Source organism: Bacteroidia bacterium (assembly GCA_025056095.1).
Classification (GTDB): Bacteria; Bacteroidota; Bacteroidia; order JANWVE01; family JANWVE01; genus JANWVE01.
In genome coordinates, this window is the sequence record JANWVW010000037.1 from 1 (window position 1) to 17,976 (window position 17,976).

16 protein-coding genes are annotated in these 17,976 nt (G+C 36.2%); 9 read left to right on the top strand and 7 right to left on the bottom strand.

The genetic code is table 11. From position 1 onward, the window contains the following. Nucleotides 1-100 precede the first annotated feature (100 nt). Nucleotides 101-1,840 (top strand): T9SS type A sorting domain-containing protein, encoded by a 1,740-nt coding sequence (locus NZ519_04745; protein MCS7028053.1) that lies wholly within the window; start codon nucleotides 101-103, stop codon nucleotides 1,838-1,840. Between the two features lie 77 nt (nucleotides 1,841-1,917). Here NZ519_04745 and NZ519_04750 read toward each other — a convergent pair whose 3' ends face one another. From NZ519_04750 to NZ519_04760, 3 genes are all read right to left on the bottom strand, one after another. Further along, a complete protein-coding gene (locus NZ519_04750) occupies nucleotides 1,918-2,526 on the bottom strand; it encodes a hypothetical protein (protein ID MCS7028054.1) in 609 nt (202 codons plus the stop codon). Nucleotides 2,527-2,617: 91 nt separating this feature from the next. Beyond that, nucleotides 2,618-3,502: a substrate-binding domain-containing protein gene (locus NZ519_04755; GenBank protein MCS7028055.1), complete on the bottom strand. Its 885-nt coding sequence runs from the start codon at nucleotides 3,500-3,502 to the stop codon at nucleotides 2,618-2,620. Between the two features lie 276 nt (nucleotides 3,503-3,778). After that, nucleotides 3,779-4,504, bottom strand: a complete 726-nt coding sequence (locus tag NZ519_04760; GenBank protein MCS7028056.1) for a DUF2490 domain-containing protein — start codon at nucleotides 4,502-4,504, stop codon at nucleotides 3,779-3,781. A gap of 113 nt (nucleotides 4,505-4,617) precedes the next feature. Here NZ519_04760 and NZ519_04765 point away from each other — a divergent pair, with 113 nt between their 5' ends. The 4 genes from NZ519_04765 to lipB all read left to right on the top strand — a co-directional run bounded on the left by NZ519_04765 (nucleotide 4,618) and on the right by lipB (nucleotide 8,242). After that, entirely contained in the window at nucleotides 4,618-5,490 is an 873-nt protein-coding gene (locus NZ519_04765) for an FkbM family methyltransferase (protein ID MCS7028057.1), read from the top strand. 65 nt (nucleotides 5,491-5,555) lie between these two features. Then, nucleotides 5,556-6,428, top strand: a complete 873-nt coding sequence (locus tag NZ519_04770) for a flavin reductase family protein (protein MCS7028058.1) — start codon at nucleotides 5,556-5,558, stop codon at nucleotides 6,426-6,428. Between the two features lie 4 nt (nucleotides 6,429-6,432). After that, the gene (locus tag NZ519_04775; GenBank protein ID MCS7028059.1) at nucleotides 6,433-7,548 is read left to right on the top strand and encodes a glycosyltransferase family 4 protein; all 1,116 of its coding nucleotides are present in this window, start codon (nucleotides 6,433-6,435) and stop codon (nucleotides 7,546-7,548) included. Beyond that, a complete protein-coding gene (gene lipB / locus NZ519_04780) occupies nucleotides 7,538-8,242 on the top strand; it encodes a lipoyl(octanoyl) transferase LipB (GenBank protein MCS7028060.1) in 705 nt (234 codons plus the stop codon). The genes NZ519_04775 and lipB overlap by 11 nt, the downstream gene beginning before the upstream one ends. 62 nt (nucleotides 8,243-8,304) lie before the next feature. Here the strand turns inward: lipB and cas6 are convergent, their stop codons facing one another. The 3 genes from cas6 to NZ519_04795 all read right to left on the bottom strand — a co-directional run bounded on the left by cas6 (nucleotide 8,305) and on the right by NZ519_04795 (nucleotide 10,686). After that, entirely contained in the window at nucleotides 8,305-9,060 is a 756-nt protein-coding gene (gene cas6 / locus NZ519_04785) for a CRISPR-associated endoribonuclease Cas6 (protein ID MCS7028061.1), read from the bottom strand. Between the two features lie 97 nt (nucleotides 9,061-9,157). After that, entirely contained in the window at nucleotides 9,158-10,255 is a 1,098-nt protein-coding gene (gene ychF / locus NZ519_04790) for a redox-regulated ATPase YchF (GenBank protein ID MCS7028062.1), read from the bottom strand. A gap of 53 nt (nucleotides 10,256-10,308) precedes the next feature. Then, nucleotides 10,309-10,686: a T9SS type A sorting domain-containing protein gene (locus tag NZ519_04795; protein MCS7028063.1), complete on the bottom strand. Its 378-nt coding sequence runs from the start codon at nucleotides 10,684-10,686 to the stop codon at nucleotides 10,309-10,311. Between the two features lie 139 nt (nucleotides 10,687-10,825). Between NZ519_04795 and NZ519_04800 the strand changes: the two genes are divergently transcribed. The 4 genes from NZ519_04800 to NZ519_04815 all read left to right on the top strand — a co-directional run bounded on the left by NZ519_04800 (nucleotide 10,826) and on the right by NZ519_04815 (nucleotide 14,309). Further along, a complete protein-coding gene (locus NZ519_04800; protein ID MCS7028064.1) occupies nucleotides 10,826-12,151 on the top strand; it encodes a TlpA family protein disulfide reductase in 1,326 nt (441 codons plus the stop codon). Nucleotides 12,152-12,187: 36 nt separating this feature from the next. Beyond that, nucleotides 12,188-12,325, top strand: a complete 138-nt coding sequence (locus NZ519_04805) for a hypothetical protein (GenBank protein MCS7028065.1) — start codon at nucleotides 12,188-12,190, stop codon at nucleotides 12,323-12,325. A gap of 311 nt (nucleotides 12,326-12,636) precedes the next feature. Next, nucleotides 12,637-13,164, top strand: coding sequence for a DUF2480 family protein (locus NZ519_04810; protein MCS7028066.1), 528 nt, complete (start codon nucleotides 12,637-12,639; stop codon nucleotides 13,162-13,164). A 29-nt stretch (nucleotides 13,165-13,193) separates the two neighbouring features. Next, the gene (locus tag NZ519_04815; protein MCS7028067.1) at nucleotides 13,194-14,309 is read left to right on the top strand and encodes an SPFH domain-containing protein; all 1,116 of its coding nucleotides are present in this window, start codon (nucleotides 13,194-13,196) and stop codon (nucleotides 14,307-14,309) included. An 88-nt stretch (nucleotides 14,310-14,397) separates the two neighbouring features. On the opposite strand, the gene mfd is transcribed toward NZ519_04815, so the two are convergent. Next, entirely contained in the window at nucleotides 14,398-17,757 is a 3,360-nt protein-coding gene (mfd, locus tag NZ519_04820; GenBank protein MCS7028068.1) for a transcription-repair coupling factor, read from the bottom strand. Nucleotides 17,758-17,976 lie beyond the last annotated feature (219 nt).

Sequence of the window (17,976 nt, forward strand, 5' to 3'; positions counted from 1 at the left end):
CAAATACTCAACAAAGGTATACGAATACTCAAAAACAAGAAGTTTTCAAAGACTTGCTCTCAACGGCAGCGTATAAAGAGCAAATTTAATCTCTTCATCTATGAAACCTTATCAGTTCATTCCTGCTTTATTGCTTGTCTTGTTCTGTTCAAGTGTGGTAGCACAAGTGCCTTATCCTTTCGCTTGGGTCAAACATACCACAGGTACGAATAGCAGCGAAGGAATTTTATTCTCTTACACTGCACCCAATGGTGACACTTATGTAGTAGGGAGATTTAATGACACGGTTGATTTTGATCCTGGTCCAGCTACCTTCAACCTTATAGCCAAAGGAACAGACGCTTTTGTAGCTAAGTACACTTCTTTAGGAGCCTTAGTATGGGCTAAAAGTTTTCAGGCAAGTAGTTCTACCTCGTATGCAGAAGCCACAGGTGTTGCCGTAGATGCATTAGGGAATATCTATGTATGTGGCAGTTTTAATGACGTAGTAGATTTTGACCCTGATGCAGGTATATATAATTTATCCCCCACAGGGTCAAGTTCTAATCCTGATGCGTTTTTGGTCAAGCTTAGTCCATCGGGTGGTTTTCTTTGGGCAGGAAAAATAGGTAGTCCACAGTATGAATTAGCACTCAGTATTACTACGGATGCTGCTAATGATATTTACGTAGCAGGAAGGTTTCAAGATACTACTGATTTTGACATGGGTCCCGCTACAAATAACTTAATTGCAGGTGGTTCGGTTGATCCTTTTGTAGCTAAGTATAACTCCTCAGGGGCGCTAATTTGGGCAAAACAGTTCAAAGGAAATAGTGGTAGTTTTGCTGCTGCTGAAAAAGTTTTAATCTCATCAGGAAATGTGATTGTAACAGGTATTTTTAGTGGTACAAATGATTTTGATCCAGGTTCAGGTACATTTAATCTTAGCGCTGCCAGCATGATGCCTGACTTTTATATTTGCCAGCTAAACAGTGCGGGAAATTTTATGTGGGCAAAGAGTATAGGTGGTGTAGGGTTAGAATTTGTCAACGATATGACAATTGATAATTCAGGCAACATACTACTTTGTGGTACTTTTGACAATGCCGTAGATTTTGACCCAGGTCCTGGTATTGCAATTATCAATCCTTTCAGTACTTTTATAGATGATTTTTTTGTACTTAAATTAAGTCCTTTGGGTAACTATGAATGGGCAAAAGGCATAGGAGGACAATTGCTAGAACACGCAACAGTAATTAGTACTAACTCTTTGGGCGATGTATTCGTTGCAGGTAATTTTATGGATACAGTAGATTTTGACCCAGGTCCTGGTACTGCTTTTCTATACTCTTCATCAGGCTCTATGAATAATGGTTTTATATTGAAGTTAAGCGGTGGAACAGGTGGCTTTGAATGGGTAAAACAGCTCAATATCGACCAAATGATACAAATCAACGGAATTGGGCTAGACTCATTTGAAAACTTATATCTTACAGGTGAATTCTACGGAACATGTGATTTTGACCCAGGTTCTGGTACAGTTAATTTAACAGCCGAAGCAGCTGATGCATTTATACTCAAGCTGAACGCTTCCGCTACCAACATAACTCAAAATCTGGTTGAGAATCAATTTAAGGTATATCCTACTATAGCCCAAGAATACTTGTACATACATCCTTCGCAGCCCGCAAATTATCTACTGCAAATCATAGATGTAAATGGAAGAATACTCATGTTAGAACAGCAGCAAAATACAACCTCTATACCTCTGCACAATTATCCGAATGGGTTGTATAAAGTTAGAATACAAAATTTAAGCACACAAGCGTCAGAAACTCATACCTTCATAGTACAGCACTAACAAAAATTCAAATAATTTCTTGGGGGCATGCACTCTTAGGAGTGTATGCTCTTTTGTTTTCAAAATGAGTTACTTTTTCAGCTCTCTAAAAGTTGTATTTCGTAAGGAGATAAGTAGTTTGTACTTTTAAGAAATCTAATTACATCTTGAATAAAATCTACAGGGTACAGAGATTTACTCTGTTTCATGTATTTGCAAATATTTTTGCAATCTTGTATAGCTGTGCTTTTTCTGTTAAAAAAGATAGGTAAGTTGTGGCATAGCACTGCTCTTAGGTACAAAATTTCTATGTTAGTAGGCGATTTTCTGACACACTTATCTAGTTGCACTAAGGCAGTATTAGCATACGAAAGTTTATCTATGGGCCAAAGCGTATATTTTGCTCGTAGAGCGGTAAGTGTAGCTAAGTATGCCTCTGAAACGGCAAGCCATGCAGGTTGTAGTACTTTCAAACGTTCAAAACACTTTTTAGAAGGTTCAAGGTATACTTCTTCTTCTGTAGCAAGGTAGTAGTACAGTACTCCTAGTTCTTTGACTAAATTTGGATTATTGAGATAATTGGGAGTGCGTTCAATTTCTTTTACTCTCTGCAATATGAAATTTTTGTCTTTTTCAGAGGTAGATGCAGCAGTTGTCATACATTTTATGATGATAAAAAGTAAAGCCGAAAACCTTAACAGGTTCATACACGATATACAAAATATACAAAAAAAAGGGCTAAATAGTTTTATTTAAGTAGCAAAGAGTTGTAGTTGATTTATTACAAAACTAAGTTTCTCATTTTATCTCTACTATTCGTGCAGGCATAGTAGCGGGGACAAGTCCTGCTTTTTGTATAATTTTTTGTCCTCTGTGGCTGGCTATAAAAGCACCTAAACCTGTACCTAAGCCCCTGTAAGGTTCAGTACAAATAAAGTAAATGTCTCTTGTATAAGGATAGTGTTTATCTGCAATATACGATTGATAGGGCTGATATGCTACATTATCCTTGTCAATAATTCCTACTACATGAAATTTCTTTCTGAATTTTTGAATTTGAGTGTCATCTATGTCGCTAATCCAATTTACACCAATTACTCCTATTGCATTTTTGTTTTTCTCAATGTATTCCATTACTTGTTCGTTAGTATTTACTGCAAAAAAGTGCTTAGGCAAAGGTTTATTGTGATTGAATTTTTCTTGTACGTATCTAGCTGTGCTTGAATTGGGATTATCAAAAACTATGGTTATGCTGTCTAGTGTACTTTTAGGATTGAGTTGTTTCCAATGGGTAATTTTACCGCTCATAATACTCTCTATTTGTGCAGGTGTAAATTCTGAATCTGGATTTGAAAGATGAACGATAAATGCGATAGCATCTGTGGCTATTTTAGTTTCTTTGGGAACAAGACTCTTTTGAATGAAAAAATCTTTTTCTGCTTTGTTGAGTGGTCTGGCTAAAATAATAGAGCGAACACTATCAGCTACCAAGCTTTTGATGACCTCTGTTTCACCTTGATAAATTGGCTGGATATGGGCTTGCAGATAAGTGGCTAAAAATACATCTAATTCCGCATTGACAATAGGGGCAAGACTTTCATCTGCTGCAATTTTGATAAATCCTGTGGTAGGTGTATCTCTTTGTTGTTTTTCAGAAGGTTTTCCTGTTTTGCAGCTAATCAAAAGTAGGCTCAGAAAAAGCAGGATACTGTATTTAATCGTTTTCATAACGTGCTTTGAAAAATCTATAAATTCCGTACGCGACTAAAATAAAAGCTAAAATGTTTTGATACATACTATGCAAGTCAGTATGTTGAGAAGGTAAAAAAAACAAAACAGTGCCGCACGTTACATAAAGTACAGACATAAAGTAATTGAAAATCAATTTAAATTTCATGCAACCTAAACGGCAATAGATCTTTCACAAAAGTAAAAGTATTTTTAGAAACCAACAATATATTATCCTTTGCTCCACCTATGAGTTAAAGTTATCCAATAAATATTTCTATTCGTAAAAACTTGATTACCTGACTGTTGCAACCAATACATAAATCCAATTCCCATAGAAAGCTGTTTAGTGGTTGGAATATTTAATCCTACGTACAAGCGATTATGATGAAAACCATTGATAGGTAATTTGCTGCCTAAATTTAAGTGAAGTTCATCAAATATCCGTAAGCGTACAGTTTTTTCATGAGTTATTTCAAATAAAGGAAAGCTTACTTGCAAGCGGTATCTAATCCGTACATTGTGATAATAGAACTGTCTTTGTATAGATGCGTTAGGTATATTCCCATCATCAAAAAAGCGAAGTTCAAATCTATAATTATGAGTAACGTTTACTTGTCTTATTCTTTCTTGATGCTCTACTTCAACATGAGGAAATATGCCCTGTAAAATTTGACTTCTAAACGTATTATGGGCCAGATATGAGATACCTGCGCAAGTAGCCCAGTCAGGTCCTAGCTTTCTATACAAAGCGTAACGTAACAAAAATTGGTGTTGCAAAACAGGTTCTAACAAATGCCGTTCATGTATTTCTGCTTGCCAGTACCACTGCCTGTAAGATATTACCGAAATAAAGCTATACCACATTAAATTATTTAATCTCGGGGCAGTATTCTGTGCATGCAAACGAAAAAGTTCAAAAAGAGCAACTATAAGAATAATAAATCTGCTTAACATAACAAATAAAGTAGAGCAAAGGTATAAACAAAAATCTTTTAATCCTGATATTTTGCTTTGTATATTTGTATTCTTAAAAACATATCAAAAATACAACGAGGTTAATTTTACTGATGAACAAAAAAATAGGTCTAAAAACTAAATTTTTTAACACTTTAAGAACTTTATTCAAAAACCAACTTGCAGAGCGTATAATACGAAAAATAACAAATGGTTCATCGGCAGGTTCATTTTTGTCAAAAATTCCTGCTAACAATTATCAATACTCCTCACCTACAATCAGAAAAGTGAATATTGAAGGACTGAACTTTGAATTAGATATCAGTGATTATATGGAGTGGCTTTTGTACTTTGGTATCCGTGCCGAACCGAGAGAAAAATTGTATGAATTGGTCAGGGATAAAAAAATAATTTTTGACATAGGGGCAAACTTTGGGGAAACAGCTTTATTTTTTGCCAAATACGCCCCTAGCGATGCAAAAATATATGTCTTTGAACCTGAATCATTCTGTTTCAGAAAATTAGTCCATAACTTGAGCTTGAATGCATACAACAATATTTTCGCTTTTAATTTTGGCTTTGGAAATGAAAATGGCAAGTTTTACCTTGCTTCAGATACGGCTAATAATCGTGGAGGAAATAGGATTCAGTTAGAAGCAAATATGCCCGCAAACATTGAGATAAAAAGAATAGATGACTTTGTTGAACAAGAAAAGATTGAAAAAGTAGATTTTATCAAAATAGACGTAGAAGGTTTTGAATATCATGTCTTAAAGGGGGGAGAAAATGTAATCCGAAGAGATAAGCCAACTTTATTTGTAGAAGTTAATGATAAAAATTTAAAGGCACAAAAAAGCTCTGCCGTAGAACTTATTTCTTTTTTAGAAAAATACTATTCCCACATTTACGCTGCACAGGACAATAGACCAATAACGTCAAAAACTAATTTTGAAGGTCTACATTTTGATGTTATTGCTATCACATAAATAATTCTACGTAAGTGTTATCAAAGTTACTCAATCTACTACTGAATTCTTTTTAGATTTGCAGCATGCCTGTATTTATAGCTAAAGAGCAAAAAATTCCTTTTTTGTTCAATTTATTACAAAGTTCAGTTGCACCTCGTCCAATAGCCTTTGTTTCTACAATAAATGAGAAAAATCAAGTAAATTTATCACCTTTTAGTTTTTTTAATTTATTTAGTGTCAATCCACCGATATTAGTTTTTTCGCCCTCTCGCAGAGTAAGAGATAACACTACTAAACACACTTTAGAAAATGTAAAAAAAATTCCTGAATGTGTGATTAACGTAGTAAGCTATGATATGGTAGAGCAAGTTAATTTAGCTTCTACCGAATACCCTGAGGGGGTTAATGAATTTATCAAAGCAGGTTTTACTGAAGAACCTTCTATTTATGTAAAACCTCCCCGCGTAAAAGAGTCTCCTGTGCAAATGGAATGTCAGATAAGGCAGGTTATTCCCCTAGGGGAGTTACCTGGTAGCGGCAATTTGGTTATTTGTGAAGTAGTAGCTATACATGTGCGAGAAGATATTCCTGTATTAGAAAATGGTGCTATTTTGCCTGAAAAAGTGCAGTTAGTAGCCCGCTTAGGATTAGATTTTTATGCCAAAGCTTACGGCGAGTGTCTTTTTGAAGTAGCTAAGCCCCTTGCTTCTTTGGGCATAGGTATAGATAACATTCCTGAACCTATACGTTATAGCCCTATTCTCACAGGAAATGACTTAGGTAAATTGGGAAATGTAGCTCAAATCCCTACCGCTGAAGATGCACAAACTTTTGTACAGCAGAATAATTATCAAAATTTAGATAAAGAAGCTCTGCATACTACCGCTAAACATTTACTAAGCCAAAATAAAGTACAAGAGGCTTGGAAAGTCTTAGTATATTCGCTTCAAAAATAGACAAATGTCTAAAAAAATCACTTACATTATCTCTAATATTGACAAAGCATTAGTTTTTGAATGGACCGCAGAAGCTCTGCAAAACACAAACTTTGAACTTTCTTTTATATTACTCAATCCAAAAGAAAGCACATTAGAGAACTACTTAGCTTCAAAAAATATAAGAGTAAAGCGCATTCATTTAAGAACTAAAAAAGATATTCCCTTCGCTTTATTAAAAACTTATTTAACCTTGAAAAAGTGGAAACCTGATGTAGTACATTGTCATTTGTTTGAAGCTAGTTTAGTAGGTTTATTCGCAGCTAAACTAGCTTCTATTCCCAAAAGAGTTTACACAAGGCATCATTTTTTGTATCATTGGGAGGAAAACCCTAAGGCAGTAAAATATGATGTGTGGTGCAATCAATGGGCAACTCATATTGTTGTCCTTACGCAAAGAATGGGTGAGTTTTTAATAGAAAATGAAAATGCTGTATCTGAAAAAATTCGCTTTATTCCACACGGTTTTAGATTTGAGACTTGGCAGCAGGTAGATTTTCAAAAAACGAAAATACTAAAGTCCAAATATAACTGTGATAATCAATATCCTGTGATAGGTGTTATTGCGCGTTGGGTAAAAGAAAAAGGAGTTGAGTATATTATTCCTGCTTTCAAAAAAATTTTACAAGACTATCCTAATGCTAAGCTGCTACTTGCAAATGCAAGGGGAATTTACAAGCCCCGAATACAAGCACTTCTACAAGACATCCCTCAAAAAAATTATCAAGTCATAGAATTCGAACCTGATATTGCTAACCTATACGCTCTTTTTGACATATACGTGCACGTGCCTACGGGTCCAGATAAAGAACCTTTTGGTCAAACATATATTGAGGCACTTTTTGCCCAAAAACCTTGTATTTTTACACTGTCAGGAATTGCACACAGTTTTATTGAGCATGAAAAAAATGCCCTAGTTGTACCATATTGTGATAGTGAAGCTATCTATCAAAGCTGCATCCGGCTTTTAAATGAACCTGAATTAGCAAAAAATCTTGCTCTCAATGGATATGATACTGTAACAAAATTGTTTTCTTTAGAGCAGATGATAGAAAAATTAAAAAGCCTGTATGCGGAATAAGCCTGTTGTATACTTTCGCTACTTACCTAACGCAGATTATTACGAAACTTGGAACTTACAAGAACAGCTTTTACAACAGATTGTAAAAATTAAACTCAATAATCGGAATAAAAAAATACCTGATACTACCCCTAATTACTTGCTATTTTGCGAGCATCCGCATGTCTACACTTTGGGTAAAAATGGCAAAAAAGAACATTTATTACTCAATGAAAACGAGTTACAAAAAATAGGTGCTACTTTTGTGCCTATCAATCGCGGAGGAGATATCACTTATCACGGAAAAGGGCAGCTAGTTGGCTATCCTATTCTCAATTTAGACTATTTTTCTACAGATTTACATCTCTACATGAGAAATTTGGAAGAAGTAATCATTCTAACCTTACAAGAGTATGGAATTGAGGGCTATCGTATTCCTAAGCTTACAGGCGTTTGGGTAAATGTACAAGGACAACCTAAAAAAATTGCTGCTTTTGGAGTACGCTGCAGCCATTGGGTAACTATGCACGGCTTTGCTTTCAATCTCAATACAGACCTCAAATATTTTGAATACATTATCCCTTGTGGGATCCAGGATAAAGGTGTAACTAGCCTTGCTGAAGTCTTGCAAGAAAAAGTGAACGAAGAAGTAGCCCAAAAAATTGTACTACAAAAGTTTGAGAAAGTATTTGATTGTATTATTGAGTATGAATAAAAGTTGTTATTAGTTGCTACACTTTTTATTATGATGGTACGCCAGCTATGAAAGGTAAAAAATTATTTCAGTACATCTACGCCGCCAAAACCCTCTTCTGTAATATCTCCTACTCCTGTATCCCAAACAAATTCGTGAATTTTGGGATGTGCGTATAATACAAAAGGCATTAAGTAGGTTTTTACCTTGCCATATTTAACAGTAGTGTATTCACGTGCCACTTCCTTACGTTGATTTTTCATACGTTCGAGGTACTCTTTATCAGGAATGAATTGAAATTCTGTCATTTGATTGTAAGGCAAGGAATCCCCATAAAATTCTATCATTCTTCTGATAGTACTGTCAAATAATTTATCTGAAAAAGTTTCACTTTCAGGCGAATGAATATTCTGCTCCTCTCTATCTAATACTAATGGGGATAGCGCTAAGTATTTTATAGCTCGGTGAAAATTGGGTGCAGGAATAACTTCGGTTTGTATAGGATTGACCAAAATATCTCCAATTTTAATTACAGGCATTCTAAAAAGTTCATCTAATACTTTGTCTAAAAAAGCTTCAATAGGGGAGCTAATCACCCAAGATAATTTTTTAGATTGAAAATTGAGCGCGTTATTTTCTACTTTGCTAAAACCTTTTATACCCGAAAAAGTAAATAGATTAAAGTCTCGATGCGTTTTTGCATAAGGTTTTATGATAGGTTCAAAAACAGAGTACTTACTCTCCATGATGCCCAAAATGAGTTGGTAGAGTTCATTCAGATGATTAAAAGGTACTAATCCGTATTTACTTTGTTTATTCAATATAATTTTGACCTTCATGGCGTCTATTTTCTATATTTATATTTTTCACACAATTGCAATACTAACCAAAAATCATTTAAGAATAAAAAAATAGTTACAATTTCATGCAGCAGCATTATAAACCTGAACGAAAATGCATAACATCGCCGTCTTGCACAACGTAGTCTTTGCCTTCTATTCGTAGCTTACCTGCATCTTTTACAGCCTGCTCTCCGCCGTACTGTACAAAATCCTCATAGCTTATTACCTCTGCGCGAATAAATCCCTTCTCAAAATCACTATGGATAACACCTGCAGCTTGGGGCGCTTTTGTACCTTTGGGAATAGTCCAAGCTCGAACCTCCTTCGGTCCTGCTGTAAAGTAAGTAATTAAGTTTAATAAACGATAAGCCGCACGAATAACCTTATATAACCCTGGTTCTTCCCAACCCAAAGCTTCTAAAAACTCTTTTCTATCATTTTCATTTTCCATTGCAGCTATTTCTGCTTCCAAAGCCGCACAAACTAAAATTACCTCTGCTCCTTCTTTTTGAGCAACCTCTTGTATTTTTTTAGTATGCTCATTTCCAGTATGAACGTCTTTTTCACCCACATTACAAACATACATTACAGGTTTATCAGTAAGTAAATTCAAGTCTGCAATTAAAGCACGTTCTTCAGGTGTAGTAACTAAACTTCTTGCTGGGTTTCCCATTTCTAAATGCTTTTTGAAAGCCAACAGTACAGATTCTGTCTGTTGGGCTATTTTATCTCCTGTTTTAGCGGCACGGCTTATCTTTTCTAATTTTCTTTCTATGCTTTCAAGATCTTTTAACTGTAATTCAATATCTACAATTTCTTTATCATGCAGAGCATCTACTTTTCCATTAACATGTACAATATTAGGATCTTCAAAGCAGCGAATAACATGCATAATAGCATCTACTTCTCGGATGTGAGAAAGAAATTTATTCCCCAATCCTTCATTGTTGCTTGCTCCTTTGACTAATCCTGCAATATCTACAATCTGAACTACTGTAGGGACTACATTTTGCGGTTTTACAATCTCCGCCAATTTTTCCAAGCGTTTATCAGGGACAATGATAGTGCCTAAGTTCGGTTCAATAGTGCAAAAAGGATAGTTTGCTGCTTCGGCTTTGCCCGTAGAAATAGCGTTAAATAGTGTTGATTTACCCACGTTGGGCAGCCCCACAATGCCGCACTTTAAGCTCATATCGGGGGCAAAATTCAAAATTTGCTATTATTTATGCAAGCTAAAAAGTCAAGTTATCGTACAAAAAGCTTGTAATTCTTAGTTTTTCCATCACAAGTAATGCTTAAAAGGTATAGGGAAGAGGTTAGTTTCAAAGCGTCCTTGTTAATGGTAATGCTATTGACACCTGTGTGAAAAACTTCATTTTTAGCTATAGTTGCTACCTTTTGCCCAATGAGTGAATAAATCTCTATAGTTACAGGTTCTGTTTTTGATAATGTAAAAGTGATAGTTGCACTCTCCGTAATAGGATTAGGATAAATGATCACTTCCCCCAGAATAGGTAAGTTTTGATCGTCTATTTTTTCAGGCGCACTAGGGTAAGGTAAACTAAACGCGCTTACAGTACTTAAAAATACACTCAACAAAAGTATTGTAACGTATTTTTTCATAGCTGAAAAATTTCACTTTTATATCACTACGCAAATATACAAATTAAGCCTGGTATATGCAAGTTTTTTCATTTTTTTCTGTGTCTAATTTAGTTTGTTTTTGTTCATTTCAGTTAGTTACTTTTGTACCTTTGTGTATATGAGAACGTGGATTTATGCAGTTTTTGCGTTTTCTGTCTTTTGTACTTATGCGCAAAACACTGTTCAAATTACTGTAAAAATATCAGAACCCGAGCTAAGTAAAGACACTCTATATCTGTTTGACATTACTCAAAACAATAAACCTATTCATTACATCCGTTGTAAAGGTAAGTCTGAAGTCGTAGCTTCTTATTCTGTAAAGCACAAAGGAACCTATTTGTTTGGTTATCATTCCAAAGAAGCCAAAGCAATTTGGTTAGGTACAGAATCAAAAGTCAAGGTTGAGGTTACCTACAAAAAAGGAAATTTTGAGCTTGTTTTTGAGCAGAATTCAGACAATCAGCGATTATATACCTTGATAAATACCATCCATCAATTTGACCGAGACATACAAGAGATGCGTAATCGTATTGCCAAAGCGCCTTTTACAGAGTATGAAAGCATTCAAAAGAAAACAGATAGTTTAATTGTTGCAAAGCAAGAGTATCTACTTCGGTGTAGAAACAGTCATAACGAAGTAGAGAGAGTTACTGCTCAAATTTATGATTATCCAGCTTGGAACAGACAAGGTAATGAAGCCGAATGGATTTATGACCATTTTTTTGATTATGTTGATTTTACTCAAAGCATCTATGCTTATCATTATTTGTTTCATGAAAAGTTGAGTGCATATTTTCAGTTTGTTATTGCGAGTGGGGAGGAATTTTGTTTGCAAAAATTGGATACACTGCTAAGCAAGTCGGCTAAAAATACACTAATGCAGGAAGTCATTTACAAAAGTGCGATATGGGGAGCGCTTAGACTTATGCCTGATGCCGCAGCGACTATTTATCAGCGATTTGAAAAAAATTATCCCAAAAGTCCATTTTTAGCAGATTTCAAGTCTATTTTATCGGCTTTTCTTAAAGCACAGATTGGGAAGGTAATGGAAATTGCTTTACCTGATACAAGTGGCAAAATAGTTAGCACAAAAGATTACAGAGGTAAAATTTTGATTGTGGATTTTTGGGCAAGTTGGTGTGGACCTTGTCGTATGGAAAATCCGAATATGGTTCGTTTGTACAATGAGTTCAAGCACAAAGGTTTGGAGATTATAGGTGTATCTTTGGATAGGGATGCGAATGCTTGGAAACAAGCTATTCGCCAAGATAATTTAGCTTGGGTACATATTAGCGACCTAAAACATTGGCAATCGGCTGCGGCAAGAGAGTACGGAGTGAATAGCATTCCTAAAACCTTTATTTTAGATAGAGAGGGCAGGATTATTGCAAAAAATTTGCGCGGCGAAGCGCTTCGTCAAAAAATACAAACTTTATTGCCTTAATTATGTGTTTTTTGGACTTTTAATTTTTTCTTTTTTTTGGGCGTGCCCTTGCCCACACTTCGCTTGCGCTTGTGTGGGCAAGGTCGGCGTGCTACGGGCTACGCTTTCGCTTCGGTGCTTCGCTTCGCTACGCACCGTGCTGACGCACGCCCTTCGCATGCCTCACGCAATTGAACTCAAAACAATCTTTCAAAAAATAAAATACTTCAAAAAACACCTACTTACTCAAAAAGCCTGACACTCAAAAACTGCTTTTCTTATACTTACAAACCAGATTTTAGCTACACGACGTTTCCATGAATACCCAAAAAATTCCCAATATGCTACGAAATTCGTAGTTTTTAGTCCGCTTTTTGCATAGCGCATTGATAATCAAAAATTTTTAAAATTAGGCAGAAAAATACAAGAAGCTTGTGTTCCTGAATATCAATCAAAAAACTGAACGCACGGAATATGTTTTAACAAATTTGTGTTAAATTTGTATGATGAACGAACTAAATGACCTACAAGTTTCAGGAGAAATTGTAAACAGAGTAGCCAATAGCAACCTACAAGTATTTAATCTTGAAGACCTCTACGATCCTCATGAGCGAGTTGTGTTAGACATAAAAGACCAGCTCTATATGGGCATGATACTTAGAGAAAAAGATTTCAGAGAGTTTATCAAAAACCATGACTTCACACAATACAAAGACAAAAATGTAGCTATCACTTGCAGTGCGGATGCTATCGTGCCCACATGGGCTTACATGCTTTTAGCAGCTAAATTAGAAGGTATAGCACACTATTTTGTGTTTGGTACTTTGGACGATCTAGAAAGAGCATTGTACCAAAAAGCGCTTTCTGAAGTAGATTGGGAGAAATATGCTAATCAAAAAGTGGTAGTCAAAGGATGCTCTAAGGTCAAAGTACCTGTGTATGCTTACGTAGAAGCCACCCGCAGGCTACGCGCCGTTGCAGAAAAAATAATGTACGGTGAACCCTGTTCCACCGTACCCATTTTCAAAAAATAATCTTATATTTGTACAAAAATTTTACCACTATGGGGTTATTCAGCTTTCTAAAAAATGAAGCCATTGACGTCATTGAATGGGTAGACGCTGACCGCGATACCATTATCTGGAAATTTCCTGATAATGATTGTGCAATAAAAAACGGTGCTCAGCTCACAGTAAGGGAATCGCAAGTGGCTCTAGTCCTAAATAAAGGACAGATAATGACCAATTACTCTGACGCAGAAATGGAGGTATTTAAACCTGGACTACACAGACTCAGTACAGACAACATGCCTATCATTACTAAACTTAAAAGCTGGAAATATGCTTTTAACTCCCCCTTCAAGGTAGATATTTACTTCATCAATACCCGCCAATTTGCAGATATGAAGTGGGGAACACCACAACCCATCCCCGTACGCGACCCTGAATTTGGGCAAGTTCAACTAAGAGCCTTCGGAACATATACTTTCAGAGTTAGTAATCCCCCAAAATTCTTCCGCGAAGTAGCAGGAACAAACCCCGAAATTACCTCCGAAGAAGTCAAACATGTTCTACGCAGCGCTATCATCAGCCGATTTGTATCCACAGTGGCTAAAGCAGGTAAGTCAATACTAGATTTAGCCATGTTCTACACAGAAATGGGCGAACAACTCAAACCTATACTCCAAGAAGAAATTAAAGATTATGGTATAGAAATTACAAGGTTCTACATAGAAAGCATCTCCGTACCTGAAAATATCCAAAAAGCTATTGATGAAATGACCGCAAAAGGCATAGATATTACTATGCAGCGCAGACAAAAAATAATGGAACTCGAAATGCAAAACCTTGAAATGCAAACTAAACTCAATATGATGAATCAGGTTACGGATATGAATAAGTTTATGCAGTTTCAAATGGCAAATAGCATGGATAAACCCAACACAAGCGGAAGTGAGATGAGCGAATTTATGAAAATGCAAATGCAATTTCAAATGATGAACCAAATGATGAACTCAAACAACATGATGAATACACAACAGAAAAATACCTCCCCACAAGAAGATGAAAGAGCTAAAATTATGGCTACACTCAAAGAACTTGGCGAACTTAAAGCCGCAGGAATTCTAACCGAAGAAGAGTTTAACCAAAAGAAAAAAGAGCTGCTATCTAAGCTGTAAGTTACAAGAAGTAAATACGTGCGGCGCCGCAAAGCGATGCCGCACAATTTTTATCTCAAAAACTCAAACTTGCCCACTCTCATTCTAATCAACTCTTCATAGGTACTTCATTTTTATCTAGTTGTATAAAACTTACCAACTTTTCAATACTCTTCACAACTTCAGGTATATCTGCAATTGGCTGAATACCTAATATGAGTTGTTCTTTAATTTGCTTCAAACTGTGTGTTTTACCATTTTTCGCTACGTACTCTAATAACTTCCCAAAAGCTTCACTTTTGAAAAAGGGAGCATTTTTATCAGGAATAAAATAACACTTGACTACATGATTTTTGAAACTTATTTTCTCTAATCCTAACGACTTACCTAACCATTTGAGCTTCATACTTTCCACTAAACTTTGTACCATACCTGGCAAAGGTCCAAAACGGTCTTGTAACTGGTTCTTAAATGAGTTCAAATCCGCTTCATTGTCTATTTTAGACAGTTCAGTGTAAAGATTCATACGTAGGGCAATATTGGAAACATAAGTATCCGGTATGCGAAGCTCTTCATCGGTTTCTATGACGCAATCTACTGGGCTTATATCTTTCTCTTCGGGAAAAATGTGTGAAAATTGTTCTTTTTTCAGCTCCTGAATAGCTTCATTGAGAATTTGTTGATAGGTTTCAAAGCCCATTTCGTTGATAAATCCGCTTTGGTCTGCACCTAATAAATCTCCTGAACCGCGAATTTCAAGATCTTTTAAGGCAATAGAAAAACCTGCGCCTAAATCCGAGTATTCTTCTAAAAGTTCTAATCTCTTTCTCTGCTCCGTAGGTAAAGATGCCAAAGATGGAACAAGCAAATAGCAAAAAGCTTTTTTGTTAGAACGCCCTACGCGCCCCCGCATTTGATGCAAATCGCTTAGCCCGAATAAATGCGCATTGTGAATAATAATGGTATTTGCATTCGGAATGTCCAAACCCGATTCAATAATTGTAGTACAAACTAAAACATCTGCTTGATGCTCTACAAACTTAGTCATCACTTCTTCCAACTTTTCACTTTGCATTTGTCCATGTCCAACTAAAATACGGGCATGTGGCACTAAGTTTTGTACTAAGCTGGCTATGCTGTAAATATCTTCCACTCGGTTATGCACAAAATAGACTTGACCATTACGACTCAGCTCGTACTCAATTGCATTTTTTATTACCTGCTCATTAAAGTTTAATACTTCGGTATGCACAGGCTGGCGATTGGGCGGCATCGTTTTGATAGTGCTTAAATCTCTTGCGCCCATAAGAGAAAAATACAAGGTTCTTGGAATAGGCGTAGCTGTCAAAGTAAGAGTATCTACATTCTCTTTAATAGTGCGAAGTTTCTCCTTAACGCCAACGCCAAACTTCTGCTCTTCATCAATTATCAGCAGCCCTAAATCTTTGAACTCTACATCTTTAGAAACTAAACGATGCGTTCCAATTACAATATCTACTTTGCCTTCTTTGAGCATAGACAAAGTTTCTTTAATTTCCTTTTGGCTTCTAAAACGACTCAATACTCGTATATTAACCCCAAAGTTTTGTAACCGCTCTTGAAAAGTATGATAGTGCTGCGTAGCCAGTACTGTGGTAGGTACTAATACCGCTACTTGCTTACCATTGACTACTGCCTTAAAAGCTGCACGAATAGCTAACTCTGTTTTGCCGCACCCTACATCTCCGCAGAGCAGCCTATCCATAGGACGAGGGGACTCCATGTCTTTTTTAATTTCTTCCCAAGCTTTAATTTGGTCAGGCGTATCTTCGTACATAAAATTTGCTTCTAGTTCGTAGTTCAGGTAGTTGTCAGGGGCGCAAGCAAAACCCTGTTGTAATTTTCGCTTAGCATACAAAGTTAAAAGGTCAAACGCTAATTCTTTGACGCGTTTTTTAGTCTTCTCCTTGGCTTTACGCCAAGTAGCCGAACCTAACTTATGCAAACGAGGGACACTTCCTTCTTTACCTGCATACTTAGAAACCTTATGCAAACTATGCACACTAACGTATAACACATCTCCCCCTTCATAAAAAAGCTTCATGCACTCTTGTTTTTTACCTGCTAATTCTAATGTCTCTAAACCTCCGAATTTAGCTATGCCGTAGTCAATATGAACTACGTAGTCCCCTGGCTTGAGATCCTTAAACTCTTGAATAGTAAGCGCTTCGCTTTTTTTGAAAAATTTAGGTTCTTTATACCGATAGTATTTCTCAAAAATTTGGTGGTCTGTATAGCATACAACTTTGTAAGTATGGTCAATAAATCCTGCGGAAAGCCCAATTTGCAACGGTGTAAAAGCTATATTTAGGTCTTTATCTTCAAAAATCTCTTGAATCCGCTGAATTTGTTTTTCATTTTCTGCGCAGATAAAAGTTTTGTAGTTAGCTTTTTCGTACTGCTGAATGTGCTTGATAAAGTTATCAAAGTTGCGCATGAAAGTAGGCAATCCTTGACTTTCTACATGTAAAACTTGCGTAGGATTAAAATAAGGCTTATTACCACATTCTATTACGGTGTGCCATTGAGTTAGGTGTTTGATAAACTCTTCCGAGTGAATAAAAGCTTGTTCAGGAACGTAATGGATAGAAATCGTTTTATCTTGTTGGGCATCAAAAAAGGTTTTTACTGCGGTTTCAAAGCATTTTGATATCATTTGTGTAACAAAGTCCAAGTTTTTGACAAAAGCTACCGTTTTATTTGGCAAAAATTCCATCAAGGAAATATGAGAGTTCTCTTGGTAGTGGGTTTGAATATCAGGCAAAAGAGTTATTGTATCTACGTTTTGGATAGAAAGTTGAGTTTCAGGGTCAAAAGTTCTAATAGATTGTACAGTATCGCCCCATAGTTCAATTCGGTAGGGGTAGGGTGCAGCGTAAGAAAACACGTCAATAATACCTCCGCGCACAGCAAATTGTCCTGCTTCGTACACAATATCTACCTGTTCAAAGGCGTATTCCTGTAATAGTTCTACTATAAACTGAATATCTAACGTATTCCCTGTTTGAACGTAAATTTTATTTTTTTGCAAGTATTCCTTTTTGATGACCTTTTCAGCAATAGCTTCGGGATATGTAACAATGACAAAAGGTTTTTGCTCTACGATGTGATTAAGTACTTGAATACGTTGTAAAAGTTGTGTATTTTCTACATTTTCTGTTTGATATTGAAAAGGTCTTTTGTAGGCTGATGGCATAAACAGAGTGGGAATGCCCAAGTTATTGAGGTCGTTGTATGCGTAGAGTGCTTCTTCTTTATCTTGGGCAATGTAAAGTATGTTAGATACATTTCTGTAAAAAGCCGTGGCTATGCTAACTGGCAGCAGTCCGCCTGAAATTCCCGAAAGGTGAATAAATTGTGTTTGAGTAATGTAGTTAGGTAAATTTTTTAGCCAATTTGAAGCAAGGTAAGTTTGTATTAGTTTGTTCATTGGTACAAAGATAGACAGTTATGCAAATTCGGTAGGTTAAGTTTTAGTATATTTTATTTTTTTGGGCGTGCCCTTGCCCAATGCTCGCTGCGCTCGCTTGGGCAAGGTCGGCGTGCTACGGGCTAAGCATTCGCTTCGGTGCTACGCGTCGCTGCGCACCGTGCTGTCGCACCCCCCACGCAATCCACACGCAAAAATAACATCAAAAAACCCAACAAA